Below are 25,666 nucleotides of genomic sequence, written 5' to 3'. Positions count from 1 at the left end.
CCCGGCTCTCACAGATGAAAGCCCCGCTCTACCGCTCCCCGGGCGCGTGAACCCGTCGACAGCGCCGCCGTCCGGGGCTCGTGGGCGAACCGCCAAGGACACGGGTTAAGTAAATCCAGTCCCAAGCGAACGCCAATGACCGAAGCTACCGACCTGGAGGACCTCCGCCGCGGCACCGAACTCGTCAAGCGCGGCTTCGCGAAGATGCAGAAGGGCGGCGTCATCATGGACGTCGTCACCCCAGAGCAGGCCCGTATCGCTGAGGACGTCGGTGCAGTGGCGGTCATGAACCTCGAAGCGGTCCCGGCCGACATCCGCAAGCGCGGCGGCGTCGCCCGGATGGCCGACCCTGCCTCCCTGCAGGCAGTCATCGACGAGGTGTCTATCCCGGTGATGGGCAAGGCCCGCATCGGCCACGTGAAGGAAGCCGAGATTCTCGAAGCGGCGGGCGCCGACATGTTAGACGAGAGCGAGGTGCTGACGCCGGCGGACGACCGATACCACATCGACAAGCGGGAGTTCACCGCGCCGTTCGTCTGTGGGGCGCGGAACCTCCAGGAGGCCCTGCGGCGCATCGACGAGGGCGCGGCGATGATCCGAACCAAGGGCGAGGCCGGCACCGGCGACGTCAACCAGGCCGTCCACCACCAGCGCAACATCAAGGGCGCCATCCGCAAGCTCGAGGGGATGAGCCACGAGGAACGCGAGAAGTGGGCCCGCGAGCACGAGGCCCCCGCCGACCTGGTCCACGAGACGGCCGACATGGGCCGACTCCCGGTCGTCAACTTCGCCGCCGGCGGCATCGCGACGCCCGCCGACGCCGCCCTGATGATGCACCACGGCTGTGACGGCATCTTCGTCGGCTCGGGCATCTTCGGCGCCGAGGACCCCGAAGCGATGGGCCGGGCCATCGTCGAGGCCGTCAACAACTGGGACGACGCCGAGGCGCTGACCGAGATCAGCACGAACGTCGGCAAGGGCATGAAAGGCGACGCCAACGTCGACCTGCCGGACGAAGAGAAGATGCAGGGCCGGGGCGTATAGGCCCGTATGGAACCACCCGCCGAGACCGACCGCGACGCGGCAGCCATCGTCGACGACCTCGACCAGCCGATACTGCTGTTCGACGGCGTCTGCAACCTCTGTAACGGGTTCGTCCGCTTCGTCGTCAAGTTCGACGACGCCGGCGAGTTCCTGTTTGCCCCGCTGCAGTCGGACGTGGGCCAGGAGCTGTCGCGGCGCCACGACCTGCAGACCGAGGACTTCGACTCGGTGGTCCTCGTCGAGGGCGGCGCGGTGTACACCAAATCCGAGGCCGTCCTCAGGGTCTGTCGCCGCCTCGACGGCCCCTGGCCCCTGCTGTCGGCCTTCTCGGTGGTCCCGACCGGCCTCAGCGACCGTGTGTACGACCTCGTCGCGGAGAACCGCTACCGGGTCTTCGGGAAGAAAGACGCCTGTCCCGTCCCCGAACCGGCGCTTCGCGAGCGGTTCGCGAACCGGACCTTCGAGTGAACGTCGACGGACCGTGGTGCTCGGCCGCTGAGAGGACAACACACAAGGCAGCGCCTCCCTAGCGGAGGGACATGCAGCAGTCGCAGGTCGCGAGGCTCACCCAGCAGGCACTCGAGATACTGGAACGGCTGACGACCACGGAGGGTCGACTCGCCGTGAGTGCCGGCCTCCTCTTTCTGACGGCCGTCGTCGCGTTGCTGGTCCTGCCGCTCGCGGTTCGGCAGGTCCAGCGCCTCGTCGCCTCCCGGTACATGTCCGGGTACGTCGCCGAGACGGCCGACGCCGTCGGCGCGTACGTCCCAGCCTCGTTCTCGGGGCTGTTGCTCCGACTGGCCCAGGTGAGCGTCCTCGGCGTCGCCGGCCTCGGGATGCTGGTGGTCTGGGGGCTGTTCGAGTGGGCCGTGACCATCACGGACCTGTTCATCTCGGCGGTGCCGGACCTGTTCAAGGGCGGCCTCTCGCTGCTTCTGGTCGTCCTCGGGTTCGCGGCTTCAGAACAGCTGAAGAAGGCCGTCGGGCGCTTAGGAGAGGGGTCCGACCGGGTCACGCAACACCAGGAGGAGATCATCCTCCGGGTGGGTCAGGTCGCCATCGTGGTGACGGTCCTGGCCGGCGCGTTGACTCTCTGGGGGGTCAACCTCAGCGGCCTCCTGGTGGGGGCGGGTTTTCTCGGCATCGTCGTCGGGATGGCCGCCCGGCAGACGCTCGGGGCGCTCATCGCTGGGTTCGTCCTGATGTTCTCGCGCCCCTTCACCATCGGCGACTGGGTCCAGATCGGCGACAACGAGGGCATCGTCACCGACATCACCATCTTCAACACGCGCGTCGAGAACTTCGACGGCGAGTTCGTCGTCATCCCCAACGACCGTGTCGCAGACCAGGCCATCACCAACCGGAGTCAGAAGGGGCTCTTGCGGCTGACGCTGGACGTCGGCGTCGACTACGAGACGGACCTCGAGTGGGCCAAGGACGTGGCTCGCGAGGCGATGACCGACGTGAAACACGTCGTCGACTCGCCCCCGCCCCACGTCGTCCTCAAGCAGTTCGGTGACTCGGCTGTCGTGATGGAACTGCGCTTCTGGATCGACCACCCGACTCCACCACGGAAGTGGCGCGCCATCTCGGCCGTCGTCAGCGAGGTCAAGACGCGCTTCGACGGCGAGGGCATCACGATTCCGTTCCCACAGCGCACCCTGTCGGGGCGCGACGACGGCCTCGACGCCAGGATCTCGACCGAGGAGGAGCGGGTCGTCGCCGACGGCGACGGCGACTAGTCGAACAAGCCGTCCAGGAGGAGGCCCAGGCCGGCCGACCAGCACCCCGCGAGCAGCGCGTAGGTGCCGAGCTGGAAGAGCGTCGCGTGCCCGGTGCTGACCGTCGGCGCGGCGTTCAACGTCCGGGTGGCCGCTTCGAGACCGGCAAGCGGCGAGCCCGCCGACGCGAGGAAGCCGGCGAAGGTGCCGACGACGAGCGGCAGCGTGACGACGACGGCGACGAGCCCCGCCTGCTGTGCCACGGCGCCGACTCGCGCGGGACTGACAGAGTGCCGGCGACCGCGCGTGGGCTGCCGCTGTGACATGATATAACAACACGCACCCTGGAATGATAAATCCCCGACACGCTCGCGTCCGTGTGCTCGGGCGACATCGGCCCAGGCCCACGTCGTCCCCGGCGCCTGGGTCTAGGTGCCCGTGGCCGCGGAACCGCCGCACACGGGGGCTGTCACCCACCTGCAGACCACTGTCGAAACTACTATCCCCGGTCGGACGTACGGGTGGGTATGAGCACTCCGCCGGGGGAGTATTACACCGACGAACGCTGGCAGAACTGGATCGAACGCATCGACGAGGAGGACGTCGACCCCGAGGACGAGGACTCCGCGCGCCTCCTGTTGAACCTCCAGGACGACGCTGCCATCGCCGTCGCGAAGATACTCACCGACTACGAGGACGGGACGATAGACGAAGAGACGACCCTCGGCGAACTCGCCGACGTCCGCGAGATCGTTCTCTCGGAGATCGACATCGACGACGAGGAGAAACTGATGCTCATCGACGGCGTCCAGACCTCGCTGGTCTGTGTCTTCTACGCCGCCGAGGAGTACGTCGCCGAGGGCGTCACCGACGACGCGACCGTCGCCGAGTACGTCCAGGCCGCCGCCGACGCCGAGGCCGAGGACGACCTCGACGCCGCCCTGGGCTACTGCGTCCAGGCCGGCACCCGCATCATCGACGGCGACGAACTCGCGATAGACGTCGCCGAGGACATCGAGTACGGTCTCGTCTCCGAGTGGGTCAACGGCCTCGACAGCCTCCAGACGGCGCTCTCGGACCCGGAAGTCGTCGAAGAGGACGACGAGGCCTGAGGCCAGCACAGCGATTGATAGTGGGGCAGATACCTTTTTACCGCGGACTCTGCAAGCGAGAGCATGGCGCTGGTGGGTGACGAGCGCGGGCAGGCCGTCCAGATAGGGGCGGTCCTCCTCTTTGCCGTCCTCATCGTCTCATTCTCGACGTACCAGGCGTTCGTCGTACCCAACCAGAACCGGCAGGTGGAGTTCAACCACAACCAGCAGGTCCAGCGGGACATGATCGAGGTGCGGAACACGCTGTTGGAGACCTACACGGGGGGGAACGACGGGTACGCCGAGCTGACGCTGGGGACGAACTACCCCGCTCGCCTCGTCGCGACGAACCCGGGGCCGCCCGGCGGATCGTTGCGGACGACAGAGCAGCGCTCGATCGTCGTCGAGGAGCAGGGACGGGGAACGACATCACCGACGACGTCTGTCCTGGCACCGACGTCCAGACCCGGTTCCTGGAGTACGAACCCGGATACAACGTCTATCAGGGTGCAGGGACGCTCCGCTACGAGCACTCCGTCGTCTATCACGACTTCGGCTCGGAGGCCGTGCCGCTCACCGACCAGACGGTGGTCCGTGGCGACACCATCGAGCTCGTCCCCATCACCCGGGCGTTCGACGTCGGCGGGACCCAGACGGTGGCAGTCGAACCGCGAGCGGGCCTCCTGGACCGGACGCAGGTGAGCGACGTGCGCGTCACGCTCCCGACGGAACTGTCCGAGCGTCGCTGGGAGACGCTCCTCGACGGTGAGGTCCCGCCGGGCGACGTCACGGTGTCCGGTCCGACCGGGAGTCGAACCCTCGAACTGACCCTCGACGGCGACTACACGCTGGCGTGCGGGCCAGTGGGCATCGGGGAGGTGCCGCCGTCGGGCGAACGCGGCGGCGGCATCGACGACATCAACCCGGCCGCGCCGGGCGAGATCCGACTGACGGACGAGTTCAAGAACGGGCAGGAACTCACGCTCGAGTTCCAGAACTCCGGTGACGACAACTCGTTCATCGAGGCACGCATCAACTTCTTCGAGGCACAGGGTGGCTCCAGCCCCTCGCAAGCAGTCATCCGCGAGGAGGGCGCCACCGACTCGGGAACTCTCCAGGTCCGTGGCGACTTCGTCCAGCTCGACCCGGACCTCGACCTCGAGGGCGACGATGCGACGACGCGGATCGTCCTCGATTTCGACCAGAACCTCAACTCGAACGACTGGCTCGTTGTGAGCATGCAACTGGAGACGGGCGAGACGGCCCTGTATTTCATCCCGGTGCCGTGACCGGAGAGGACCGATGACGAGACAGACCCGCACCACCGACAGACAGGCCAGCACCCGCGGCCAGTCTGAGGTCATCGGAATCGTCCTCCTGACGGGCGTCGTGGTCCTCACGACGGCCGTCGTCGCCGTCGTCGTCGTCGGGAACGTCTCGACCCAGGCCCAGAGTGCCCCGCTGGTCGACGTCGAAGCGAACGCGACGACCGAATACGTCACCGTCGAGCACGTCGGCGGCGACAGCCTCGACGCCGACGCAGTCTCGGTCGTCGTCGCCGGTGACGGTCGGGCCCGCTACGAGCTGACGTCGTTCACACAGCGCGTCGGCGGCGCCCCCCTCCCGGTTCGACCCCGGCGATCAGTGGCGTCGGGCCAACGAGGTCGGTGGTGACCGACTCACGGTTCTGGTCGTCGACGAGGGCTCGAACACGGTGGTCGACGAAGTGCGCGTGTCGGTCGACGTCACGACATTCGCTCGCTTCTCCTGGGTTCCCGATCAGCCGACCCAGGGCGAGACCATCTCCTTCGACGCGAGTAACAGCGACGTCGAGGGCAGCACGCTCACCAGCTACGAGTGGGACTTCGACGACGACGGGACGACCGACGCGACCGGACAGACCGCGAGCACGTCTTACTCAGACGACGGTACGTACCCGGTCTCGCTGACTGTCACCGCGGTCGACGGGCGAACCGCCACGACGACGAAGACGGTCACCGTGTACAACGCGTTCCCTGCGCCGGCTTTCACTTACACCCCGAGCAGTCCCGATCCCGGAGAGAGCGTCTCGTTCGACGCGTCCGGGTCGAGCGACCCCGACGGGACGATCTCGAGTTACGCCTGGGATTTCGACGACGACGGGACCACCGAGGCCACCGGGCAGACGGCCACCTTCTCCTACCCGTCGGCGGGTGACTACACGGCCCGGCTGCTCGTTACCGACGACGACGGCGCGACCAACGGCGAGTCGAAGGTGATCAGCGTCGCGAGTCCGAGTCCGCCGAGCGTGTCGATTACGGGGACGAGCGTCACCGGGAGCGGCAAGAGCGGCAAGTACGACGTCGACGTCACCTTCCAGGCGACAGACCCAGACGACGACATCTCGAACTACACGGTGCTCCTGTACGACAGTTCGGCGATGAACACGGAACTGGACCGGGTCATCGCGACGCCCTACGATGGGTCCTCGACGACGGTCACCGTCAGTGATAGCGACTCGAATACCGGAGAGACGCCGCTCTACGTGGTCGTGCGGGTCGGCGACACCACTGACCGGGTGGGGACCGCCTCGAAGATCGTCGACGACAGCAACGCTGCACCGACGGCGAGTTTCACCTACTCGCCCAGCGACCCCGAAACCGGCGAATCCGTCTCCTTCGACGCGAGCGGGTCCACCGACCCCGACGGAGACGCCCTCAGTTACGCCTGGGATTTCGACGGGGACGGGACGACAGACGCGACGGGGAAGACGGCGAGCACGACCTTCGGGTCCACCGGCAGCAGGAGCGTCGAACTCACGGTCACCGACGGGAACGGCGGGTCGGACACGGAGACACAGACGGTGACTGTGAGTTCGGGAAGCGGCGGCCCACAGCAGGACCCCGGGTTCGCGTACGAGGACGTCAACAACGACGGCCTCTACTCGTCGGCCGACGGCGACTTCCAGGTCGACGTGAGCGACGGCACGTACGACGCCGCCAGCAACGGGAGTTCGCTGGTCGTCCCGGACAGCGTGAGTGCCATCTCGGCCTCGAGCGTGTCGCTCAAGGGCCGGAGCGTCACCGTCGAGACGGACGTGACCTCGAGCGGTGCCGCGACGCTCGAAGCCTCGACCGGGACGCTCGACATCGGCAATCAGCGCGTCGAGTCGAACGGAGGTGGGCAGGCGCTGACCCTCTCGGGGGACACGATCAGTGCCACTGGTGCGACCGTCGTGAGTGCCGGGAAACTGACCACCACCGCGGGATCGAGTATGGACTTCAGCAGCGCGACTGTCCGCTCACAGGGCGGTGGGCAGGTACTGAAGCTCTCCGGCGGCGATCTGACCGCGACGGACGCGACGTTCACCAGTGCAGGCAAGATAACGGTGAGCAGTGCACCCACCATGGACCTCACGCGAGCGACCATCCGCTCGGAGGGCAGTGGACAGGAGCTGAAGCTCTCCGGTGGCGACCTGACGGCGACGGACGCCACGCTCACCAGTGAAGGCACGGTCACGGTGTCGCTGTCGGGGGCGCTCGACGTCGACGGCGCGACCATCGAGTCGCGTGGGAGCGGGCAGGAAGCCAAGTTCGACGCGGCCAGTATCAGGGGCGTCGGTGCCACCGTCGACAGCGCTGGAAGCATCACCGCCACCGCCAGCAGCGGTGCGGTCACGTTCACCGGTGCGACCCTCGACGTCGTCGACGGGTCCAACCAGGGCATCGCGCTCACGTCGAACGGCGAGATGTACGTCGACAACGCCCGACTCGTCGGCGACGAGTTCAGCAGTTTCACTGGGAACAGGCAGAACAATGGGAACATGCTGTACGTCGGCGGCGCCGTCTTCGAGGACGGGAGCGGACGGGCGAAGGAGTTCGACATAAGCCCCGGTGACCGGCGTGGTGGCGGGTCGAAGCCGCCACAGAACGTCGACGGGACGCCACAGAAAGGCACGGTCGTCTAGTCGACTTCCGAAGCCCGCACCAGCGCCCATTATTCGACAGCCGTCGAATAGATAGTCGACAAACCCTTATGGACCCGCGGTGACCCTCCAGTCATGACTGCCGTCGGCATCGACGCGATAGAGATCTGGACCGGCAAACTCAAACTCGACCTCGCCGAGACGTTCGCGCCGGCGAAGGACGACGACCCCGAGAAGTACACCAAGGGCCTGGGACTCCACGCCTCCTCGTTCCCCGACGTCTACGAGGACATCGTGACGATGGGGGCAAACGCCGCCCATCGACTCATGGAGCGCAAGGGGCTCGAACCCGACGACATCGGCCGCATCGACGTGGCCACGGAGAGCTCCTTCGACAACTCCAAGCCCGTCTCCACGTACGTCGCGGGCTGTCTCGAGCAGGTCTACGACGGCGACTTCCACCACGCCAACAAGGGCGAGCGCAAGTTCGCGTGCATCTCGGGGACACAGAGCTTAGACGACGCGTACAACTGGATTCGCGCCGGACGCAACCGCGGCCGGGCGGCCATCGTCATCGCAACCGACACGGCGCTCTACGCCCGCGACGACCCCGGCGAGGCGACCCAGGGGGCCGGCGCCGTCGCGATGCTCGTCGCCGAGGACCCGAACCTCGTCGAGCTGTCGCCCGAGCAGGGCTTTGGCAGCGCCGACGAGACGGACTTCCTCAAGCCCAACCAGCAGTTCCCCTCCGTCGACGGCAAGCGCTCGGTGAACGTCTACCTCGCTCGCATGCGCGAGGCGCTCGACGACTACGCCTCGGTGGCCGGCGACATCCACCCCGAGGACTACCCGCTCATCCCCTTTCACACCCCCTTCCCGGGGATGGTCCGGAAGGCCGCGGCGCTGGGCTACCGGCACATCGTCCGCGGGACCGACGTCGAGGACCTGCTCGCCGAGGAGATTGGTCACCAGCCGACCCGCGAGCAGTTCGAGACCGACGACGAGTTCCACGCCGCGATCAAGGAGTACACGGACGCGCTGACCGAGACCGAGCGCTACCGGGACTGGTACGCCGACACCATCGAACCGACGCTCGACATCGCGCGCCACGTCGGCAACTGGTACACCGGGTCGGTCCACCTGGCGCGTGCCTCCGGGCTGAAACACGCCCGCGAGCACAACCGTGACCTGGACGGCCAGCAACTGCTGGTGGCCTCCTACGGGTCCGGCGCCCAGGCCGAGGTCCACGCCGAGCGCGTGGTCCCCGGCTGGGAGGAGGAGATCGCCCAGCTGAACGTCGACGAACAGATCCGCAACCGCCACGACCTCACGTTCGCGGAGTACGAGGCGGTCCACGACGTCCACAACCACGAGCAGGAATCCGACGCCGAGGAGTTCACCGCCCCCGAACAGGAGTTCGTCTTCGACGGCTGGGGCCGCATGGGCGAGCGCAAGTACCGCTTCGTCGAGTGACGCGGTCCGGGCTTCTCAGGTTCGGCCCGGTCCACGACGCCCGAATCACGGTTCTCGGTCACGGCTGTCTCCCGAGGCGCGAGTACGCAGCGGTCGTCGACGACCGCTGTCCCCACTCGGATCGCGGACGCGCCTGTTTCAGGGCAGCGACCGCAGTCCCGACAGCAGGTCCTCGAGGTCGACGTCCGTGACCGCAAGCGAGAAGTCGTCGATGCGGGCGAGGTCCTCGGCGTGGTCCCAGACCGCGTCCCCGTCGAGGCCGTGCAGGATGACGGCGTTGGGCGTCGGCGAGACTACGCGTAAAGCGACCAGCGGCGACTCGCCGCGAGTGACGTTCGTGAACACGAGCGCCCGGTTGGTCGACTGGCCGTAGAGCTGGTAGAACTCGTCAGATGAGAGCGTGGTGATGGCGGCGATGGAGTTGATGACGGTGTGGCCCGCGACGGTGTCCTGGCCGCCCCGTGAGAGTTCCTCGGCCCCGATGGCGTCGTACACCCGGTCGACGCCGACGTTGGCCGGGTACTCCCGGAGGTCGTGGACGACGTCGCTGTCGAACCCGGCCGAGAGCACGCGGGCGTGCTGTCGGATGTGGTCGCCGCCGCGTCGTTCGTCGATGTCGAGCAGCCCCCCGACCAGTCGGCGGACGATGCCGATACCGGGGTTGTCGCGCCGGCCGCTCTCGTAGTCGGAGATGACCGACGGCGAGACGCCGATGTGGTCGGCCAGCTCGGTCTGTGGCACCTCGAAGTCCGTGCGCCACTTCCTGAGCGTCGCGCCGGGGTCGTCGCTCAGCGCGACCTCACCGGCCATCTTCTCGGCGAGCTGGGCTCGCGTTCCCCGGGCCATTGGGTCGAACGGTTGTGAGTCGTGAACTAAAGCGTATCGGAACGGCGACCACTCGTGGGCTCAGGTCGCCGAGAGCGTCGCCTCGACGACGACGCTCCCGGTCGGTTCGTGGACGACGGCCACCTCGATGGGGTCGCCCGGTGCTATCGTCCCACCACCGGCGTTCAACTGGACGGCGATGGCCGTGCCGGCGGCCCAGCGCCGACCGCCATCGGCGATGACACCGCCGACGCAGTTGTCGTAGACGATGTTGTGGTCGTCGTCGACGAGGTGCCGGTCCCCCAGCTGCGTCCCGGCCACGGGCACGCCGCGGACGCGGGCGCTCGCGCCCCGGGCCGGCAGATTGATGACGAGTTCGATGGCCGCGGGCGCTACGGGGTCGCCCCCCTCGTGGACGATGCGGACCACGTTCTCGCCACAGCCGGTCGAGGGCCCGGTCTCGAAGGTGGCCGTCGAGTGGCTGACCGACGGTGCGGGGGCTAACGCCGCGACGTCGAGGCCGCCGACGGTTCCACCGACGACGGCGACCAGGGCGACCGTAAGGCCGACCAGCAGGACGACGCCGACGACGGCCGTGGTCGCTCGGTCGTCCGGTCCCGAATGCTGTCTGCCGGACACACGCCGCCCTGGTCCCGTCCTCGTATAAGAATGGTCGCCCGCCGGTCACGGCGGTGTTTACTTTAGCGGTGATTTCTTTGGAGAGCCAGAAAGCCCCGGCCGGCTGAACTCGGGGGACTCGCTGCGCGCTTCGCTCACTGCGTTCGCTCCAGTGCTTGCGTCGTCCGCCGTCGTTCAGCCGGCCGCCCCTTTCATCCCCACCCGAAGCCGGGTGATCAGCCGGCATGGGTGGGGCTGAAAGGGGCCGCGCTCTCAGCGAACCCCGGCGACGTAAGCACGCGAACGAAGTGAGCGCGCGCAGCGAGCCGCGGGAGCTGAGAGCGCGGGGGCTTTCTGGCTGTTCACGACCTGAATCTTGTAACTAAACACTACCTCGGCCACTCGGCCAGCGTGGCGCCGACGACGGCCCCGAGGCTCCCGAACACCACCGGATACACGATGCCGGCGAGCACCACGGCCGTCAGCAGCGTCGGCGACCCGCCGCTCCCCTCCCCGACGCTGACGGTGAACAGGACGGCGCCGACGATGGTGGCCGGGAGGTAGCCCAGCACAACGGCGGGGCCGGATCGCAGGGCTTCGGCGGCGTCTGTCGCGCCGCCGAGTCGGGCGGTGGCCAGTCCCGCAGCGGTCAGCAGCGCCGGGGGAATCACGTACAGCAGCGCCGACAGCCCGTCGGACTCGGCGATGAAGTTCACCGCGTCGGTGCCACCCAGCAACGGGACGTCGACGGTGATGGTCGTCGTGACGAACTGTGCGTTGAAGAATATCCAGCCGACGATCTTCCACGAGGCGTTCTCGTCGCCGAAGGCCTCGGCCAGGCCGGTCAGCAGCGAGTCCCGGACCGTCGAGATGGTGAGAGCGTAGACGAACACGTACGCGAGGACGAACGCCGCGAGGCCGGCGACGGCGCCGGCCGCGAGGCTACGGCGGGTGTCGTTCATGGCAGGTGCGTCGAGTCGTGCCGGTGGAAAGTGTCTTCTGGCCGGCGCCCCGTCATCGGTCCGGACGGTCGGGATCCCGATGGCGACGCCACGGACCGCTGACTCCGCAACAACTAACCCCGCCACGCACCTGCCTCCTCGTAATGGACTGGACGGAGAAGTACCGCCCGACGACACTGTCGGAGGTCCGCGGCAACGACAAGGCCCGGGACGCCTTCGAGGAGTGGGCCCGGACGTGGGACGACCACCGCAAGGCCGTCATCCTCCACGGGGCGCCGGGCGTGGGCAAGACCTCGGCCGCCCACGCGCTCGCCAACGACATGGGCTGGCCGACCATCGAACTCAACGCCAGCGACTCCCGGACCAAGGACGTCATCGAGCGTGTCGCCGGCGAGGCCGCGAAGTCGGGAACCCTGACCGGCGGCGGAACGGGCCGTCGACTGGTCATCATGGACGAGGCCGACAACATCCACGGGAACGCCGACCGCGGCGGGGCACGCGCGGTCACGGCGCTAGTCAAGGAGGCCAGCCAGCCGATGGTCCTCATCGCCAACGAGTTCTACGACATGTCAAACGGCCTGCGCAACGCCTGCCGGGACATCGAGTTCCGGGACGTCTCGCCCCGGTCTATCGTCCCGGTCCTCCGGGACATCTGCCGCAAGGAGGACATCGAGTACGAGGCAGACGCGCTCCAGCAGCTCGCCGAGCAGAACGCCGGCGACCTGCGCGGGGCGGTCAAGGACCTCCAGGCCATCGCCGAGACGGCCGACCGTCTCACCGCCGGGGACGTGGTGACCGGCGAGCGCGACACCACCGAGGGAATCTTCGAGTACCTAGACGTCGTCCTGAAGGAGGCCGACGCCGAGACGGCACTGAAGGCCAGTTACGACGTCGACGAGACGCCCGACGACCTCATCAACTGGATCGAGGACAACGTGCCAAAGGACTACGCGGGCCCCGAACTGGCCCGCGCCTACGCCGCCCTCTCGAACGCCGACCAGTGGCTCGGCCGGGTCCGGGAGACCCAGAACTACTCGTTCTGGCGCTACGCGGGCGACGCGATGACGGCCGGCGTCGCCGCCGCCCGCGACGGGACCAAGGGCGGGTGGACCCGCTACGGCCCGCCCAGCTACTGGTCGAAGCTCGGCCGCTCGAAGGGGACGCGCAACACCCGCGACTACATCGCCCAGCAGATAGCCGTCGTGGACGGCGTCTCGATGCGGACCGCCCGCCGCGAGGTTCTCCCCTTCCTCTCGACGATGACTCACCACTGCCGCAACCGCGAGCTGACGGTGGCGATGGCCGCCGCCTACGACCTGGAGGCCGAGCACGTCGCCTACGTTACCGGGTCGGGAAAGGACACGAACAAGGTCCAGTCCATCGTCGAGGACGCAGAGGCGCGAAAGGAGGACGCGGCCGTCGAACACTCCGGGGGCGCCTTCGAGGGCGGGTCCGCGACGGCCCCCTCCGACGACGCTGACGAGACCGACGGCGCGACCGAGGCTGACGAGGCGGGGACCGGCGACCAGCAGGGGACGCTCCTCGGCGACAGCGACGCCGGCGACGACGCCTCGGACGACGCGGACGCCGACGACGACCAGCAGTCCGGCCTCTCGGATTTCATGTGACCTGCCGTCAGGCCTCTCGTTTGCCGCCGAGGCCGGGGAGCGCGGTCTTGGTCTCGACGCCGTTCATCAGGACCGACGCGGAGATGACAAGCGCCAGGTAAAACAGCGCCGCGAGCACGTACAGCTCGGTGTAGCGGAACGTCTCGTTGGCGATGGACTCGGCCTGGAAGAACAGCTCCCGGACCGTGATGAACGCCGCGAGCGAGGAGTACTTGATGAGATAGACCAGCTCGTTCGACCAGCTGGGGATGGCGTAGCGCAGGCCCTGCGGGAGGACGACATAACGGATGCTCTCGACCTTCGAGAGTCCGATGGACCGCGCGGCGGTCAGCTGGCCGGCGTCGACCGACTCCAGGGCCGACCGGATGTACTCGGCCTGGTAGGCGGCGCTGTTGAGCGTGAAGCCGATGATGGCGACCCAGGCGGCCGTCCCGGGGACGTATCCGACGCCGACCCCCGGCACCTCCCGGATGATCTGGGTCAGCGGCAGGCCGAAGTACAGCACGAACAGCTGGGCCAGCAGCGGCGTCCCGCGGATGAGCTCGGTGTACGACAGCGAGACCCACCGGAGCCACCGGCCGCCGTAGACCCGCGCGACAGACAGCGGCACCGCGAGGACGAACCCGAGCGCGATGCCGCCGACGGTGAGGACGATGGTGAGCCACGCGCCCCGACCGAGTGCCGGCAGCGACGGAATCGCCCCGACGACGAAGGAGAACAGGCCCGCGAGGAACGCGAACGGGGCGCCGAACAGACCCAGCGAGGCAGCGACCGAGAGCAGCGTCTCCCTGGCGGCCTCGAACGGCCCGACCGGGAAGAACGACTGCTCTCTGGGCACCGCCAGCCCGGCGGGCAGCAGGAAGTCGTTGGTCCAGCGGGCCAGCAGCCACCCCCAGAACACCGCGAGGCCGATGAGCGCCCATGGCTGGTCGGTGTCGACGGTGACGGTGGTCCGGACCTCGTCGGCGACGGACGGCTCGTCGGTGCTCATTGGTGGGTCTCTGCCTGCAGTCCGGTGAGGAAGGCCCTCGTCCGGTCGTGTTCGGGCCGTTCGAACAGCTGCTCGGGCGGGCCGGACTCGACGACGGTGCCGCTGTCGAGGAAGTGGATGTCGTCGGCCGCCGAGCGGGCAAAGCCCATCTCGTGGCTGACGACCAGCATCGTCATCCCGCCCGCGGCGAGGTCACGCATCACCTCGACGACCTCGCCGACGAGTTCCGGGTCCAGCGCGCTGGTCGGTTCGTCGAACAGCATCAGTTTCGGTTCCATCGCGAGCGCACGGGCGATGCCGACGCGTTGCTGTTGGCCCCCGGAGAGCTCGGCCGGGTACGAGTCGGCCTGTGCGGCCAGCCCGACCTGCTCCAAGTGTTCCATCGCTCGCTCCCGGGCCTCGGCCTTCGGAACGCCGAGCACCCGCTTCAGCCCGAGCGTGATGTTCTCGACGGCGGTGAGGTGCGCAAAGAGGTTGAAGTCCTGGAACACCATCCCGACGTCCTGGCGCAGTTCGTTGACGTCCGTGTCGGGGCCGTACACCGGTGTCCCGTCGAGCCAGACGTCGCCGCTGTCGATCTCGGTCAGCCGGTTGATACAGCGCAGCATCGTCGACTTGCCGCTGCCGCTCGGACCCATGAGGACGTCGACGTCCCCCCGGTCCATCTCGAAGCTGACGCCTTTCAGTACCTCCTCGTCGCCGTAGGACTTGTGTACGTCCTCAACGCGTAGCAGTGTCATCTGTTCTCACCCGACGGGATCGCGTAGTAGTCGGACAGCCGGTCCAGGCCGCGGTTCGTCGCGAACGTCAGCACGAAGTAGATGGCGCTGATGGTAAGAAAGACCTCCAAGACGGCCGTCGACCGGCCGCTCTGGGTAAACAGGTCGTTTCCCCTGGTCAGCAGTTCGGCCAGGCCGATGGCGAAGGCGATGCTCGTGTCTTTCAGGACGATGGTAAACTCGTTTTGAAAGCCCGGCATGCTCCGGCGCAGCGCCTGTGGCACGACGACGTACCGGATGGCCTCGAACCGGCTCATACCGACCGAGCGGGCCGCCTCCATCTGCCCCTCGTCGACGCTCTGGAGCGCCCCGCGGAAGATCTGTGACTGGTAGGCCGCGCTGCGCAGGCCCAGCCCGACCGTCGCCGTGATGAACGCCGACTTCGAGATGGAGACGACGAAAAAGAGCACGAGCATGATGACGACGATGGGCGTCCCCCGCAGGACGACGCCGCCCGTGCTCACCACGCGCTCGAGGATACCGTCGCCGTACACCTCGATGGCCCCCGCGGGGAACCCGGTGAGGAAGCCGAGCAACAGACTGGTCAGGGTCAGGCCGACGGTGATACCCGCGCCGGCCAGCAGGTAGTCGAGGTTCGCGAAGACGAACGCCCAGTCGCCAGCCTGGAGCATGTCGCTACTGCCCGAACCACTTGCCGGTCAGTTCCTGGTACGTGCCGTCCTCGCGGACCGTCGCCAGCCCCTCGTTGAGCGCGGTCTGGCGGTCCGTGTCCCCGTCCCGGATGCCGAAGCCGAAACGCTCTCCGGTCTCGTAGGTGAACGCGACCTCGACGGGGCGGTTCGCCGCGAACGTGTCTGCGACGGGCACGTCGATGACGACGGCGTCGACGTTGCCGTTCTCCAGGTCCTGGATGGCCAGCACGTAGTTGTCGTAGGCGTTGTACTGGTTCTCGGTTATCTCGTCGCCGACGAGTTCGTCCTGGACGACGCCCTCGCCGGTGGTCCCCTTCTGGGCGCCGATGGGGCGGTCGCTCAGGTCGCCGAGGCTGCCCGGCGAGAAGCTCCCGTCCGCCCGGACGACGATGGCCTGGTCCGAGGAGTAGTACGGGTCGCTGAAGTCGATGGTCTGATCGCGCTCGTCGTTGATGGTCATCCCGGCGGCGATGACGTCGATGTTCTCGTTCGTGAGCGCGGGGATCAGGGAGTCGAACTCGAACTCCTCCCAGCCCTCGAACTCGTAGTCGGTCTCGTCGACGACGGCCTCGAGCAGGTCGATGTCGAAGCCGACCAGGTCGCCGCCCTCCTTCATCTCGAACGGCGGGAAGCCGGGCGCGGTGCCGGCGGTGATGGTCTGTGAACTGCCCCCGCCGCCGCCCGAACAGCCGGCGACAGAGAGGGTCACTGCCGCCCCGCCGACGGTCGTGAGGTACTTCCGACGTGAAAGGGTGGACTCTGACATACTCCCACTGTCGGAGAGGGCCCGAATAGGTGTTACGAACCAGGCCGAACTGGCGCTACGGGCTCAGTCGTCGGCGCTGGCGGTGGTCCCGGTGTCTGCCGCCACCCGGTCGGGGCCGGATTCGACGTCGGTGTAGGCCCAGGCCGTCCCGGCGACGAGGGCGGTCAGGATGGTCAGCGCGGCGGCGTGGTGGAGCACCTGTGCGACCGCGCCGAAGTTGAAGATGGTGTTGGCCCCGAGCAGCACTTGGACCGGGAGCACGGCCAGTGCGACGCCGGCGGCGTACCGGATTCGGGTCGCGTACTCGCCCCGCCAGGCCGCGACGGTCGATCCGAGGATCATGAAGCCGGTTATCATCGCCACGAACCGGTGGAACCACTCGACGAAGCTCATCCAGTTGGCCGGGAAGAGGCCGAGCCACCCGTCACAGAACGGCCACCGACCCGCACAGGTCAGTCCGGCACCGACCGCGCCCGTGTACACGCCGAGCAGGATGAGCGCGAACGTCAGCGCCGTCGTCGCCGCCAGCAGTCGCCGAAAGCGGACGGTCATGTCCGACTCTCGGAACTGTAGGTATATATTTTCGGCCCTTTCGCTCGGGTGGGGCTCTCTGTCTGTTGACACCCGACGGTGCGTCGAGACGCCATCGCCCTCGGCCCCATTTACAAATCCGATATTCGAGGCGGCACAGTTAAGAGCGACTGCTAATCTCGTTCAACCAGTGCTCGATATGCTGTCGGAACTGCTCAGTCGTGTGGTCGCCGGACAGACGAACGAAACGGGCGAGTCGTCGGTCGAGACGGACGGTGGCACGGCCGTCGCGGCGTCGCGGCAGCCCCTGGAGCGGGCCTACCGGCCCGACCCGGACCGGCTCGCGTCGCTGTTCGAGACCGGCGAGGGTCGGTCGCTCGCCGAGCGACAGGTCACCGGCCAGTTCGACCTCGACCAGGGCGCGGTGGAGACACTCGTCGCGGACTACACACAGGCCGGCGTCGACCGGGACGGGTTCGTCGCCGCCCAGGGCGTCGCCACCGAGGCGCTGGTCGAGGCCGCCTTCGACCAGCTCAGGACCGCCCTGGGTCCGGACGCGGGGGCCGAACTCGACGCCGTCCAGGCCGACCTGCTCGAGGGACTGGACAGCGTCAGGGGCGTGACGGAAACGGGCGTGGCCGCCTACGAGGGGAACGCGGGCACCGACGGCACTGCCGGGACCGGGCCCTTCGACTACCACGACGTCGTCCACCACGTCGGCACGCCGCTGTTCGTCCTGGACCCGGACGGCGAGATACTGGCCTGGAACCAGTCGCTCGAGAACCTGACCGGCGTCGCCGAGGCCGAGGCCCAGTCCATGGAGATGGCCAGCATGGCCTTCTACCCGGACGGCCGACGCGGCAAGACGCTGGCCGACAAGGTGCTCGACGCGCCCGAGCGGACCCACGAGAAGTACGACGTCCCGAAGGTGGAGTCGGTGGATTTCACCCTCTATCGCGACCGGAGCGTGATGCAGGACCAGCACGGCGACGACCGGCACATCTCGTTCAGCGCCGCGCCCCTGTACGACGACGCGGGTGACCTCGTCGGCGTCGTCGAGATGGTCCAGGACCGGACCGACGAGGCCGAGCGCCACGAGGCCGTCACGTCGCTGGTCGACGAGCTCAGCACGACGATGCACGCGCTCCAGGCCGGCAACCTCGACGCTCGCGCCACCGTCGAGGACGACGCCCACCTCGACGACGCGCTGCTGGACGTCGTCGACGCGCTCAACCGGATGGCCGACCAGCTGGCGACGATGACCCGGCAGGTCGACACCCAGACGGCCGAACTGGCCGACGCCATCGACCAGACCGCCGACGCCGCGACGACCGTCGAGTCCCGCGTCGCCGAACAGACCGAGGCCCTGGAGTCGGCCGCGGAGACCGTCCACGAGGTCAGCGCCGGCATGGAGGAGGTCGCCGCCACGTCGAGCGAGGTCGCGTCGTCGGCCGAACGCGCGCTCTCGGCGGCCGAGGAGGGCGCCGAAGCCAGCGAGACGGTCCAGCATGTCACCGACACGCTCACCGAGGCCAGCGAGGAACTCGTGGGGAGCGTCACCGACCTCGAGTCCCGGATGGACGAGGTCAACGAGGTCGTCGAGGTCATCGCCGACGTGGCCGAACAGACCAACATGCTCGCGCTCAACGCCAACATCGAGGCCGCCCGCGCCGGCGAGAGCGGGAGCGGGTTCGCCGTCGTCGCCGACGAGGTCAAGAGCCTCGCGAACGAGACAAGCGAGCACGCCGGCGAGATCGCCGACAGCATCGAGACCATCCAGGGCCAGGCCACCCAGACCGCGGAGATGGTCGAGACCTCCCACGAACAGGTCGAACGGGCCGAAGACGAGATCGAGCAGGCCCTCGACGCGTTAGACGAGATAACCGACGCCGTCGAGGCGGCGGCCGACGGCATCCAGGAGGTCGCCGACGCCAACGGCGACCAGGCCCAGGCCGTCGAGGACGTCACAGCGGCGATAGAGGACGCCCGGACGCACGCCGAGGCGGCCGAGGGCGCCACCGAGCAGATCGTCTCGGCCACCGAACAGCAGACCGCCGCGGTCGACGAACTCGTCGCCCGGGTCGACGAACTCGCGGACGGCAGTCGGTGACGGCCCCGACGCCGACGCCCGCGCGGAGGTTCGTCGCGTGTCGAATAAGGCCCCGTCATTTGACGCAATAGCGGGCTTTTTATTGGGTGCGTGTCACCTCCCGCTATGGGATTAGACGAGGACGCACTCGATTACCACAGCCGGGACCCCCCCGGGAAGATAGAGATCGCGACGACCAAACCGACGAACACCCAGCGCGACCTCTCGCTGGCGTACTCGCCGGGCGTGGCCGCCCTGTGAGGAGATCGCGGCGAACTCCGAAGACGCGTTCACGTACACCGCCAAGGGCAACCTCGTGGCCGTCGTCTCCGACGGCAGCGCGGTGCTCGGTCTCGGCGACATCGGTCCCGAGGCCTCGAAGCCGGTCATGGAGGGCAAGGGCGTTCTCTTCAAGCGCTTCGCCGACATCGACGTCTTCGACATCGAACTGGACGCCGACGACGCCGACACCATGGTCGAGACGGTCAAGACGATGGAACCGACCTTCGGGGGCATCAACTTGGAGGACATCGCCGCGCCCGCGTGTTTCGAGGTCGAACAGCGCCTCAGCGACGCGATGGACATTCCCGTCTTCCACGACGACCAGCACGGGACGGCCATCATCTCCGGGGCTGCCCTCATAAACGCCGCCGACCTCGCGGGCAAGGACCTGGCGGACCTCGACATCGTCTTCTCCGGGGCCGGCGCCTCGGCCATCGCGACCGCCCGCTTCTACGTCTCGCTTGGCGCCCGGAAGGAGAACATCACGATGTGTGACTCCTCGGGCATCATCACCGACGCCCGCACCCGCTCGGAGGACCTCAACCGGTTCAAAGAGGAGTTCGCCCGGGACGTCCCCGACGGCGACCTCGCCGACGCGATGGCCGGCGCCGACGTGTTCGTGGGCCTGTCGGTCGGTGGCATCGTCGACCAGTCGATGATCCAGTCGATGGCCAGCGACCCCATCGTCTTCGCGATGGCCAACCCCGACCCCGAGATCACCTACGAGGACGCCAAGGCCGCACGCGACGACACGGTCATCATGGCGACGGGCCGCTCGGACTACCCGAACCAGGTCAACAACGTGCTCGGGTTCCCCTTCCTCTTCCGTGGCGCGCTCGACGTTCGCGCGACCGAGATCAACGAGGAGATGAAAGTCGCCGCCGCGGAGGCGCTGGCGACGCTCGCCCGCCAGGACGTCCCCGACGCCGTCGTCAAGGCCTACGGCGACACGCCGATGCAGTACGGGCCCGACTACATCATCCCGAAACCGCTCGACCAGCGCGTCCTCTTCGAGGTGACGCCCGCCGTCGCCAGGGCGGCCGTCGAATCCGGCGCGGCCCGCAAGGAGATCGACCTCGACGCCTACCCCGAGCGCCTGGAGGCCCGCCTGGGCAAGTCCCGCGAGATGATGCGGGTCGTCCTCAACAAGGCAAAGAGCGACCCCAAGCGGGTGGTGCTGGCCGAGGGTCACGACGAGAAGATGATCCGGGCAGCCTACCAGCTCGTCGACCAGGGCATCGCCGAACCCGTCCTGCTGGGAGACGCCGACCGCATCGAGGCGACGCGCCGGCGCTTCGGACTGGAGTTCGACCCCGTCGTCGTCGACCCCGAGACGGCCGACGTCGAGGCCTACGCCGACCGGCTGTACGAGCTCCGCCAGCGCAAGGGCGTCACCCGCCGCGAGGCCGACGAGTTGGTCCGGAACGGCAACTACCTCGGCAGCGTCATGGTTGAGATGGGCGACGCCGACGCGATGCTGACCGGCCTGACCCACCACTACCCGTCGGCCCTGCGGCCGCCGCTTCAGGTCATCGGGACGGCCGAAGACGCGAACTACGCCGCGGGCGTCTACATGCTGACGTTCAAGAACCGGGTTATCTTCTGTGCCGACACGACGGTCAACCAGGACCCGACGGCGGAGATCCTGACCGAGGTGACCCGACACACGGCGGACCTGGCCCGCCGGTTCAACGTCTCCCCGCGGGCGGCGATGCTCTCGTACTCGAACTTCGGGAGCGTCGACAACCCCGGAACCCGGAAGCCACGGCGCGCCGTGGAGCGCCTCCGCGACGACTCGCGGGTCGACTTCCCCGTCGACGGCGAGATGCAGGCCGACACGGCCGTCGTCGAGGACATCCTCAACGGTACCTACGAGTTCTCCGAGCTCGAGGACCCGGCGAACGTCCTCGTGTTCCCGAACCTCGAGGCCGGGAACATCGGCTACAAACTGCTCCAGCGACTCGGCGGCGCCGAGGCCATCGGCCCGATGCTCGTCGGGATGGACAAACCGGTCCACGTCCTCCAGCGCGGCGACGAGGTCAAGGACATCGTCAACCTCGCCGGCGTGGCCGTCGTGGACGCACAGCAGGAGTGACTGCGGGGGCCGGGTTCGTCGCACCGTATACGCCGCCGGTCGCGAGCGTCAGACCGTCCGACGGCCGCCGGTCGGAGGGTTGAGAAAGAGGGCGTCGAGGACGCCGAGCAGACAGACGATCCCCCCGCCGAGGAGGGCCGTTCGCAACGGGACGTCGAACAGTCCCGAGACGGCTCCCGTCAAGACGAACGCGACCGGGATACCCAGCAGGACCAGGTCGTACCTGGTCAGCGACTCGAGGGGCGTCGTTTCGCTGCGATACGCGCTGCCTCGGCCGTGTCGTTGGTCACCGGTACTCATCGTTCCGCCTCCTGGCTGCAGCTATGTGTCGATTGCTACTAACATTTTCTCTCGTGACCACGAGCGAACGTTCTGTGACTCTCCTCCAAGTTACTTCCGATTATCTTGATAATGTATTCAAAAGTTACAAAGCGGAATCTGACCGGGGTAGAACGTCCTAACGAGGTGCTGCGCGCCGCTGCAGACGTCGCGTCGTGGGGGCGAATCTCAGTCCTCGATCAGGTCGGTCGTACTGGGCGAGTGTCCCGCCAGGGGGACGCCGGTGGCCGGCCTCGGTCAGTCCGAGACGCCGCGCTCGGCCCTGGAGGGCGGCGGGACCTGCTCATCGGTCGCTCGCATCCCCGGACGGACGCAGCGATCGGCCTCGCCGTTGACGTGGGCGTACTGGTCCGGCGCGTTCGCGAGCGGATGGGCCGGGTTCCGGTCACCGGAGATACGGGCGGCCCGGACCTCCTGGAAGCCGTTGATGCGCGCCTGGATGCCCCGCCAGTGAAGGCCGGTCCCCCGCGGCACCGACACGGCGTGGGGCGGGTCGTAGGTAGAGCCGTGTGTCGCCAGGACCTCGGCGTTGACGTTCTCGGCGAGCTGGTCGTGGTCGATCAGCAGCCCGACCCTGGCGTCCGGTGGCGCCCGCGCCGCCAGGACGTCCAGACCGAGGTGGAGCGCACGGTACTCCGCGACGTTGTTGTCCGGGGCCGAGTCGGGCACGGACAGGCGGACGACGCGCTCTCCGTCTAGCGTTTCGACGACGATCCCGAGCCCCCCACAGTCCCCGTCTGTCCCCGCGCCAGTCCCGTGGGGACGGAAGGACCCGTCGGTCGCGATGTAGAAGTCTCGGTGGTGACTGCGCGGCGGGTGCGCGATGTGAGGGGTGGGTGATTCGTCGAACAGGTCTCGAAGTGACGGCCGGCCGTATGCGGCCATACGTCTACTTATTCGACCTGCTTTATAAATATTCCCCGGGAAAGTCAGCGCCCGCGGTGTGAGTGTCCGACCAGCAGCGCGACGGCGTTACAGGCGACCAGGGCGACGAAGGCCGTCCGCGTGGACGCAGACCCCAGTCCCGAGAGGAGGAGCGGGACGTACAGGAACGGGAGGGCGATGGCCATCCAGAACGCGATGCCACGGATGGGTACCAGGAGGGACTCGCTCGAGGTCGGGACCGACCTGTCGAGGAGGGCGAACAACTCGTTTGCTGGGGGACTCGACATAGGGGGACTCACCCGCTTGTAGCGGTGGCAATATCTTATAACGGTGCGAGAGTTCGGCACGTTTCGACTCGTTTCACGGGGTCGAACACGGCGACTCGGACATTTCATCACCGGGAGAGCGACTTCGAGACGTTTTATCGGCCCCGCTCGTCCGCTAACGGTACCACGGAGCGGTGACAGACGACCACCGTTCGTTCAGGGCCCGAGTATCGAGATGCTAACTTCGTGTCCCACCGCAGGGATCACGACGGCGTCGACCACGTGGGTCGGGACGGCCTCGCGCCACTCCCGCACGCGCTCCTCGTGGTACGTTCGGTGTCGCTCGACGCTGTAGGCGTCGTCGGTCGCCTCGCGCAGCTCGTCCTCGGTCACGTCCGGGGTCGGGAACGGCGGGACTGCGTCGCCGAGTAGCGTCTCCGGCTCGACGTGGACCGTCCCGTCCTCGCCGCCGTCGTCCACCACGTGCAGGCGTGCGCGCATCCGACCGCTGTACGGCGGCGTCACCCGGAGGACGACCCGTCTCGTCTCGCGGGCGTTGGCCTCGGCGGCCGCCACGAGGTCATCGGCGTGTACCGCGAGCGAGCGAATCGCTTCGGGCCCGGTCATCGCGAGCGACTAGGGCCTCCGGGTATCAAAACCACGCGCTTTGTCCTACATCCTGGCGGAGTAGTCCCAGGTGTGGAGGCGGTCCGGCGTCACCGTGATGGTGACTTCACGACGCTCGGGCGAGAGCAGGCGCCGGGCCAGGGGCGAGGCGGTGTCGCCCAGATACCGCTCGAGGAGGTTGCGCAACACTGCTTTCTCCTCGTCCGGCGTGACGCTCGCAGTGCCGTTGCCCCTGACGCCGCGGTACGGCGGCTCGTTCGTCGAGACCTCGAAGGAGACGTGCGCGTCGGCGTCGAGGTAGCGCACCACGTCGGCGTCGGCCGACGTCGCACACTCGAACCGGCCGTCGTCGTACCGGTACCACAGCGAGAGCATCCACAGGTCGCCGCTCGGCCGACGACAGCCGAGTCGGAGGGGCACGACCGTCGACTGGAGGAATCGCTCGGCCTCGTCCGACGTCCACGCGCCGGTGACGGTGACCATCGTACGTCTGGTACGGTCTGCCGACACGTCAACCCCTGTGTTACCCCCAATGTGACGTCTCACACTGACTGGTCCGTCGTCACGATATTCACACCGGATACCCGGGGCCGTGGCCCGGGCCTCTGTGGGAGTGCCATCCTGGGTGTGGTCGTCGACGACGTTCGTCACTCTGTGACAGCAATCATCACCGAAAGCGTGGTCAGCGCGTCCACACGTGGCGTTCGGAGGCCACGCGCGTCCGCGAGCATCGGGGACCGCTGGTCGCGTGACGCCGCGGCAACATATCACACCGGAACCTATTACTCGCCCGCCCCTCCACACCCGGTATGTCACCGCTTGGCAATGGCGTCTTCCCCCCGATTCCGACACCGTTCGACGACACCGACAGCGTAGACTACGACGCGCTCGCGGACGTGATCGACCACGTCGAATCGGGCGGCGTGAACGGCTTCGCCCGTCGGGACGACGGGCGAACGGTCGACCCTCGCGCCCGCCGAGCACCGGGACGTCATCGAGTTCGCCGTCGAGGAAGCCTCGACGACCGTCGTCGCCGGCACCGGCTCGCCCTCGACCTGGGAGACCATCGAACTGACCCGCCACGCCGAGGACGTCGGTGCCGACGGCGCTCTCGTCCTCGGTCCCTACTACTCCCGGCCCAGCGAGGACGACACCGTAGAGCACTATCGGGCCGTCGCGAACGCCGTCGACCTGCCGATAGTCATCTACAACTTCCCGGCGGGGATGGGCTTCAACATCACCCCGGACGTCGTCGAGACGCTGGCCGCCCACGAGAACATCGTCGGCATCAAGGACTCGAGCGGCGACATGGGCCAGCTCAACGACCTCTGTGCCCGGACTGCGGACATGGACTTCGACGTCATGTCGGGCTGGGACTCGCTCGTCCTCCCGGCGACGGCGGCGGGGGCCGTGGGGCTCGTCGGGGTCTGTGCCAACCTCTTTCCCGGGGACGCCGTCCGGCTCCTCGAGGCCGGGACGGACGGCAATGCGGCCGCCGTCCGGGACCTGCACCACGCGATGGTCCGCCTCGAGGACGCTGTGCTCGTCAAGAATCCACAGATCACGATCAAGAAGGGGCTGGAGGTCCTCGGCGTGATCGACAACCCCGCCCCGCGGGCCCCCCAGCAACCGCTCGACGACGAGCAAGCGGCGACGGTCACGGCGGCCATCGAGGACTACCTCGACGAAACGGAATCGTAGTTCGCTCCTCCGGTCGAGTTCGTCGCCTCCCACAGCATTCTTACGGCGATGCTGCTCACCGACGTTCACAGCGGTTGTAGAATGCCCGGGGAGGGCTCCGAACCACGGGAAGAGCAAGCTCTTCCCTGTTCTCGGCTCGCTACACTCGCCGAGACCCTACGGGTTCGTCACCTCCGAGGCATTTCACGGCGTCACCACTCACTCCGTTCGTGGTTCCTTGGAAAATGCCCGGGGAGGGCTCCGAACCCTCGATCTCCGCATGGCCCAGGTCCGGGGTGTGACGAGCACCCCACGGGTCATGTCGGGTAGGTACCGCATGAGTCGTGAGACCCTATGAGTGCGGCGCTATGTCCAGCTAAGCCACCCGGGCGCGGGTGCAGTCTGTCGTTGGCCGCT

The 25,666-nt window shown here is 67.9% G+C and carries 27 protein-coding genes, 1 tRNA gene and 1 pseudogene; 12 read left to right on the top strand and 17 right to left on the bottom strand.

All coding sequences use genetic code 11. The annotated features are described in order from the left end of the window. The first annotated feature begins 135 nt into the window (after nt 1–135). From pdxS to P1N55_RS06700, 3 genes are all read left to right on the top strand, one after another. Nucleotides 136–1,044 carry a pyridoxal 5'-phosphate synthase lyase subunit PdxS gene (gene pdxS, locus P1N55_RS06710; protein ID WP_276278161.1) on the top strand — a complete coding sequence of 303 codons (909 nt, stop codon included), beginning with the start codon at nt 136–138 and terminating at the stop codon, nt 1,042–1,044. 6 nt (nt 1,045–1,050) lie between these two features. Further along, a complete protein-coding gene (locus P1N55_RS06705) occupies nt 1,051–1,512 on the top strand; it encodes a thiol-disulfide oxidoreductase DCC family protein (RefSeq protein WP_276278160.1) in 462 nt (153 codons plus the stop codon). A gap of 71 nt (nt 1,513–1,583) precedes the next feature. After that, nucleotides 1,584–2,786: a mechanosensitive ion channel family protein gene (locus tag P1N55_RS06700; protein ID WP_276278159.1), complete on the top strand. Its 1,203-nt coding sequence runs from the start codon at nt 1,584–1,586 to the stop codon at nt 2,784–2,786. Here the strand turns inward: P1N55_RS06700 and P1N55_RS06695 are convergent. Continuing rightward, entirely contained in the window at nt 2,783–3,091 is a 309-nt protein-coding gene (locus P1N55_RS06695; protein WP_276278158.1) for a hypothetical protein, read from the bottom strand. The genes P1N55_RS06700 and P1N55_RS06695 overlap by 4 nt on opposite strands. 201 nt (nt 3,092–3,292) lie before the next feature. Between P1N55_RS06695 and P1N55_RS06690 the strand changes: the two genes are divergently transcribed. Next, nucleotides 3,293–3,877: a DUF2150 family protein gene (locus P1N55_RS06690; RefSeq protein ID WP_276278157.1), complete on the top strand. Its 585-nt coding sequence runs from the start codon at nt 3,293–3,295 to the stop codon at nt 3,875–3,877. Between the two features lie 302 nt (nt 3,878–4,179). On the opposite strand, the gene P1N55_RS06685 is transcribed toward P1N55_RS06690, so the two are convergent. Next, on the bottom strand, nt 4,180–4,404 hold the full coding sequence (locus P1N55_RS06685; RefSeq protein WP_276278156.1) for a hypothetical protein: 225 nt from the start codon (nt 4,402–4,404) through the stop codon (nt 4,180–4,182). An 18-nt stretch (nt 4,405–4,422) separates the two neighbouring features. Between P1N55_RS06685 and P1N55_RS06680 the strand changes: the two genes are divergently transcribed. From P1N55_RS06680 to hmgB, 4 genes are all read left to right on the top strand, one after another. After that, the gene (locus P1N55_RS06680) at nt 4,423–5,145 is read left to right on the top strand and encodes a hypothetical protein (protein ID WP_276278155.1); all 723 of its coding nucleotides are present in this window, start codon (nt 4,423–4,425) and stop codon (nt 5,143–5,145) included. A gap of 13 nt (nt 5,146–5,158) precedes the next feature. After that, the gene (locus P1N55_RS06675) at nt 5,159–5,530 is read left to right on the top strand and encodes a type IV pilin (RefSeq protein ID WP_276278154.1); all 372 of its coding nucleotides are present in this window, start codon (nt 5,159–5,161) and stop codon (nt 5,528–5,530) included. 40 nt (nt 5,531–5,570) lie between these two features. Then, a complete protein-coding gene (locus P1N55_RS06670) occupies nt 5,571–7,802 on the top strand; it encodes a PKD domain-containing protein (RefSeq protein ID WP_276278153.1) in 2,232 nt (743 codons plus the stop codon). 93 nt (nt 7,803–7,895) lie between these two features. Next, nucleotides 7,896–9,233, top strand: a complete 1,338-nt coding sequence (gene hmgB / locus P1N55_RS06665; RefSeq protein WP_276278152.1) for a hydroxymethylglutaryl-CoA synthase — start codon at nt 7,896–7,898, stop codon at nt 9,231–9,233. A gap of 138 nt (nt 9,234–9,371) precedes the next feature. Here hmgB and P1N55_RS06660 read toward each other — a convergent pair whose 3' ends face one another. The 3 genes from P1N55_RS06660 to P1N55_RS06650 all read right to left on the bottom strand — a co-directional run bounded on the left by P1N55_RS06660 (nt 9,372) and on the right by P1N55_RS06650 (nt 11,638). Further along, a complete protein-coding gene (locus tag P1N55_RS06660) occupies nt 9,372–10,079 on the bottom strand; it encodes a helix-turn-helix domain-containing protein (protein WP_276278151.1) in 708 nt (235 codons plus the stop codon). 60 nt (nt 10,080–10,139) lie between these two features. Next, nucleotides 10,140–10,697 carry a type IV pilin gene (locus tag P1N55_RS06655; RefSeq protein ID WP_276278150.1) on the bottom strand — a complete coding sequence of 186 codons (558 nt, stop codon included), beginning with the start codon at nt 10,695–10,697 and terminating at the stop codon, nt 10,140–10,142. Between the two features lie 368 nt (nt 10,698–11,065). Further along, nucleotides 11,066–11,638 (bottom strand): hypothetical protein, encoded by a 573-nt coding sequence (locus P1N55_RS06650; protein WP_276278149.1) that lies wholly within the window; start codon nt 11,636–11,638, stop codon nt 11,066–11,068. Nucleotides 11,639–11,781: 143 nt separating this feature from the next. Between P1N55_RS06650 and P1N55_RS06645 the strand changes: the two genes are divergently transcribed. Beyond that, nucleotides 11,782–13,266: a replication factor C large subunit gene (locus P1N55_RS06645; RefSeq protein WP_276278148.1), complete on the top strand. Its 1,485-nt coding sequence runs from the start codon at nt 11,782–11,784 to the stop codon at nt 13,264–13,266. A gap of 7 nt (nt 13,267–13,273) precedes the next feature. On the opposite strand, the gene P1N55_RS06640 is transcribed toward P1N55_RS06645, so the two are convergent. The 5 genes from P1N55_RS06640 to P1N55_RS06620 all read right to left on the bottom strand — a co-directional run bounded on the left by P1N55_RS06640 (nt 13,274) and on the right by P1N55_RS06620 (nt 17,034). Next, on the bottom strand, nt 13,274–14,257 hold the full coding sequence (locus P1N55_RS06640; RefSeq protein ID WP_276278147.1) for an amino acid ABC transporter permease: 984 nt from the start codon (nt 14,255–14,257) through the stop codon (nt 13,274–13,276). After that, complete coding sequence (locus tag P1N55_RS06635) at nt 14,254–14,997, bottom strand: amino acid ABC transporter ATP-binding protein (protein WP_276278146.1); 744 nt, start codon at nt 14,995–14,997, stop codon at nt 14,254–14,256. Before P1N55_RS06635 ends, P1N55_RS06640 begins: the two co-directional genes overlap by 4 nt. Beyond that, on the bottom strand, nt 14,994–15,668 hold the full coding sequence (locus P1N55_RS06630) for an amino acid ABC transporter permease (protein ID WP_276278145.1): 675 nt from the start codon (nt 15,666–15,668) through the stop codon (nt 14,994–14,996). The genes P1N55_RS06635 and P1N55_RS06630 overlap by 4 nt, the downstream gene beginning before the upstream one ends. A 4-nt stretch (nt 15,669–15,672) precedes the next feature. Continuing rightward, complete coding sequence (locus tag P1N55_RS06625) at nt 15,673–16,455, bottom strand: basic amino acid ABC transporter substrate-binding protein (RefSeq protein WP_276278144.1); 783 nt, start codon at nt 16,453–16,455, stop codon at nt 15,673–15,675. Nucleotides 16,456–16,518: 63 nt separating this feature from the next. Beyond that, on the bottom strand, nt 16,519–17,034 hold the full coding sequence (locus P1N55_RS06620; protein ID WP_346430025.1) for a COX15/CtaA family protein: 516 nt from the start codon (nt 17,032–17,034) through the stop codon (nt 16,519–16,521). Nucleotides 17,035–17,185: 151 nt separating this feature from the next. Between P1N55_RS06620 and P1N55_RS06615 the strand changes: the two genes are divergently transcribed. Together P1N55_RS06615 and P1N55_RS06610 are read left to right on the top strand one after the other, a co-directional pair. After that, a complete protein-coding gene (locus tag P1N55_RS06615) occupies nt 17,186–19,096 on the top strand; it encodes a methyl-accepting chemotaxis protein (RefSeq protein WP_276278689.1) in 1,911 nt (636 codons plus the stop codon). Between the two features lie 105 nt (nt 19,097–19,201). After that, nucleotides 19,202–21,452, top strand: a pseudogene (locus P1N55_RS06610) (NADP-dependent malic enzyme). Between the two features lie 48 nt (nt 21,453–21,500). Here the strand turns inward: P1N55_RS06610 and P1N55_RS06605 are convergent. From P1N55_RS06605 to P1N55_RS06580, 6 genes are all read right to left on the bottom strand, one after another. Beyond that, entirely contained in the window at nt 21,501–21,752 is a 252-nt protein-coding gene (locus P1N55_RS06605; RefSeq protein WP_276278142.1) for a hypothetical protein, read from the bottom strand. Nucleotides 21,753–22,028: 276 nt separating this feature from the next. Beyond that, nucleotides 22,029–22,676: a ribonuclease H family protein gene (locus P1N55_RS06600; protein WP_276278141.1), complete on the bottom strand. Its 648-nt coding sequence runs from the start codon at nt 22,674–22,676 to the stop codon at nt 22,029–22,031. 44 nt (nt 22,677–22,720) lie between these two features. Then, a complete protein-coding gene (locus tag P1N55_RS06595) occupies nt 22,721–22,963 on the bottom strand; it encodes a hypothetical protein (RefSeq protein WP_276278140.1) in 243 nt (80 codons plus the stop codon). Between the two features lie 195 nt (nt 22,964–23,158). Next, nucleotides 23,159–23,569, bottom strand: coding sequence for a hypothetical protein (locus P1N55_RS06590; protein WP_276278139.1), 411 nt, complete (start codon nt 23,567–23,569; stop codon nt 23,159–23,161). Nucleotides 23,570–23,614: 45 nt separating this feature from the next. After that, on the bottom strand, nt 23,615–24,052 hold the full coding sequence (locus P1N55_RS06585) for a pyridoxamine 5'-phosphate oxidase family protein (RefSeq protein WP_276278138.1): 438 nt from the start codon (nt 24,050–24,052) through the stop codon (nt 23,615–23,617). A gap of 329 nt (nt 24,053–24,381) precedes the next feature. Beyond that, complete coding sequence (locus tag P1N55_RS06580; RefSeq protein ID WP_276278137.1) at nt 24,382–24,636, bottom strand: hypothetical protein; 255 nt, start codon at nt 24,634–24,636, stop codon at nt 24,382–24,384. Between P1N55_RS06580 and P1N55_RS06575 the strand changes: the two genes are divergently transcribed. Beyond that, nucleotides 24,563–25,270: a dihydrodipicolinate synthase family protein gene (locus P1N55_RS06575; RefSeq protein ID WP_276278688.1), complete on the top strand. Its 708-nt coding sequence runs from the start codon at nt 24,563–24,565 to the stop codon at nt 25,268–25,270. The two genes, P1N55_RS06580 and P1N55_RS06575, sit on opposite strands and share 74 nt — an antisense overlap. Nucleotides 25,271–25,495: 225 nt before the next feature. Here the strand turns inward: P1N55_RS06575 and P1N55_RS06570 are convergent. After that, nucleotides 25,496–25,640: transfer RNA gene (locus tag P1N55_RS06570), tRNA-Met, on the bottom strand. Nucleotides 25,641–25,666 lie beyond the last annotated feature (26 nt).

It is taken from the genome of Haloarcula regularis (assembly GCF_029338315.1).
Lineage (GTDB): Archaea > Halobacteriota > Halobacteria > Halobacteriales > Haloarculaceae > Haloarcula > Haloarcula regularis.
Note: the sequence above shows the minus strand (reverse complement) of the source record. Positions and strands in the feature narration are given on the sequence as shown.

What these genes read in the sequence shown, in the direction of transcription:
- pdxS (WP_276278161.1), top strand. Translation starts at nt 136, where the DNA reads ATGACCGAAGCTACCGACCTGGAGGACCTCCGCCGCGGCACCGAACTC.
- P1N55_RS06705 (WP_276278160.1), top strand. Translation starts at nt 1,051, where the DNA reads ATGGAACCACCCGCCGAGACCGACCGCGACGCGGCAGCCATCGTCGAC.
- P1N55_RS06700 (WP_276278159.1), top strand. Translation starts at nt 1,584, where the DNA reads ATGCAGCAGTCGCAGGTCGCGAGGCTCACCCAGCAGGCACTCGAGATA.
- P1N55_RS06695 (WP_276278158.1), bottom strand. Translation starts at nt 3,091, where the DNA reads ATGTCACAGCGGCAGCCCACGCGCGGTCGCCGGCACTCTGTCAGTCCC.
- P1N55_RS06690 (WP_276278157.1), top strand. Translation starts at nt 3,293, where the DNA reads ATGAGCACTCCGCCGGGGGAGTATTACACCGACGAACGCTGGCAGAAC.
- P1N55_RS06675 (WP_276278154.1), top strand. Translation starts at nt 5,159, where the DNA reads ATGACGAGACAGACCCGCACCACCGACAGACAGGCCAGCACCCGCGGC.
- hmgB (WP_276278152.1), top strand. Translation starts at nt 7,896, where the DNA reads ATGACTGCCGTCGGCATCGACGCGATAGAGATCTGGACCGGCAAACTC.
- P1N55_RS06660 (WP_276278151.1), bottom strand. Translation starts at nt 10,079, where the DNA reads ATGGCCCGGGGAACGCGAGCCCAGCTCGCCGAGAAGATGGCCGGTGAG.
- P1N55_RS06650 (WP_276278149.1), bottom strand. Translation starts at nt 11,638, where the DNA reads ATGAACGACACCCGCCGTAGCCTCGCGGCCGGCGCCGTCGCCGGCCTC.
- P1N55_RS06645 (WP_276278148.1), top strand. Translation starts at nt 11,782, where the DNA reads ATGGACTGGACGGAGAAGTACCGCCCGACGACACTGTCGGAGGTCCGC.
- P1N55_RS06640 (WP_276278147.1), bottom strand. Translation starts at nt 14,257, where the DNA reads ATGAGCACCGACGAGCCGTCCGTCGCCGACGAGGTCCGGACCACCGTC.
- P1N55_RS06635 (WP_276278146.1), bottom strand. Translation starts at nt 14,997, where the DNA reads ATGACACTGCTACGCGTTGAGGACGTACACAAGTCCTACGGCGACGAG.
- P1N55_RS06630 (WP_276278145.1), bottom strand. Translation starts at nt 15,668, where the DNA reads ATGCTCCAGGCTGGCGACTGGGCGTTCGTCTTCGCGAACCTCGACTAC.
- P1N55_RS06625 (WP_276278144.1), bottom strand. Translation starts at nt 16,455, where the DNA reads ATGTCAGAGTCCACCCTTTCACGTCGGAAGTACCTCACGACCGTCGGC.
- P1N55_RS06615 (WP_276278689.1), top strand. Translation starts at nt 17,186, where the DNA reads ATGCTGTCGGAACTGCTCAGTCGTGTGGTCGCCGGACAGACGAACGAA.
- P1N55_RS06605 (WP_276278142.1), bottom strand. Translation starts at nt 21,752, where the DNA reads ATGAGTACCGGTGACCAACGACACGGCCGAGGCAGCGCGTATCGCAGC.
- P1N55_RS06600 (WP_276278141.1), bottom strand. Translation starts at nt 22,676, where the DNA reads ATGGCCGCATACGGCCGGCCGTCACTTCGAGACCTGTTCGACGAATCA.
- P1N55_RS06595 (WP_276278140.1), bottom strand. Translation starts at nt 22,963, where the DNA reads ATGTCGAGTCCCCCAGCAAACGAGTTGTTCGCCCTCCTCGACAGGTCG.
- P1N55_RS06590 (WP_276278139.1), bottom strand. Translation starts at nt 23,569, where the DNA reads ATGACCGGGCCCGAAGCGATTCGCTCGCTCGCGGTACACGCCGATGAC.
- P1N55_RS06585 (WP_276278138.1), bottom strand. Translation starts at nt 24,052, where the DNA reads ATGGTCACCGTCACCGGCGCGTGGACGTCGGACGAGGCCGAGCGATTC.
- P1N55_RS06580 (WP_276278137.1), bottom strand. Translation starts at nt 24,636, where the DNA reads ATGGTCTCCCAGGTCGAGGGCGAGCCGGTGCCGGCGACGACGGTCGTC.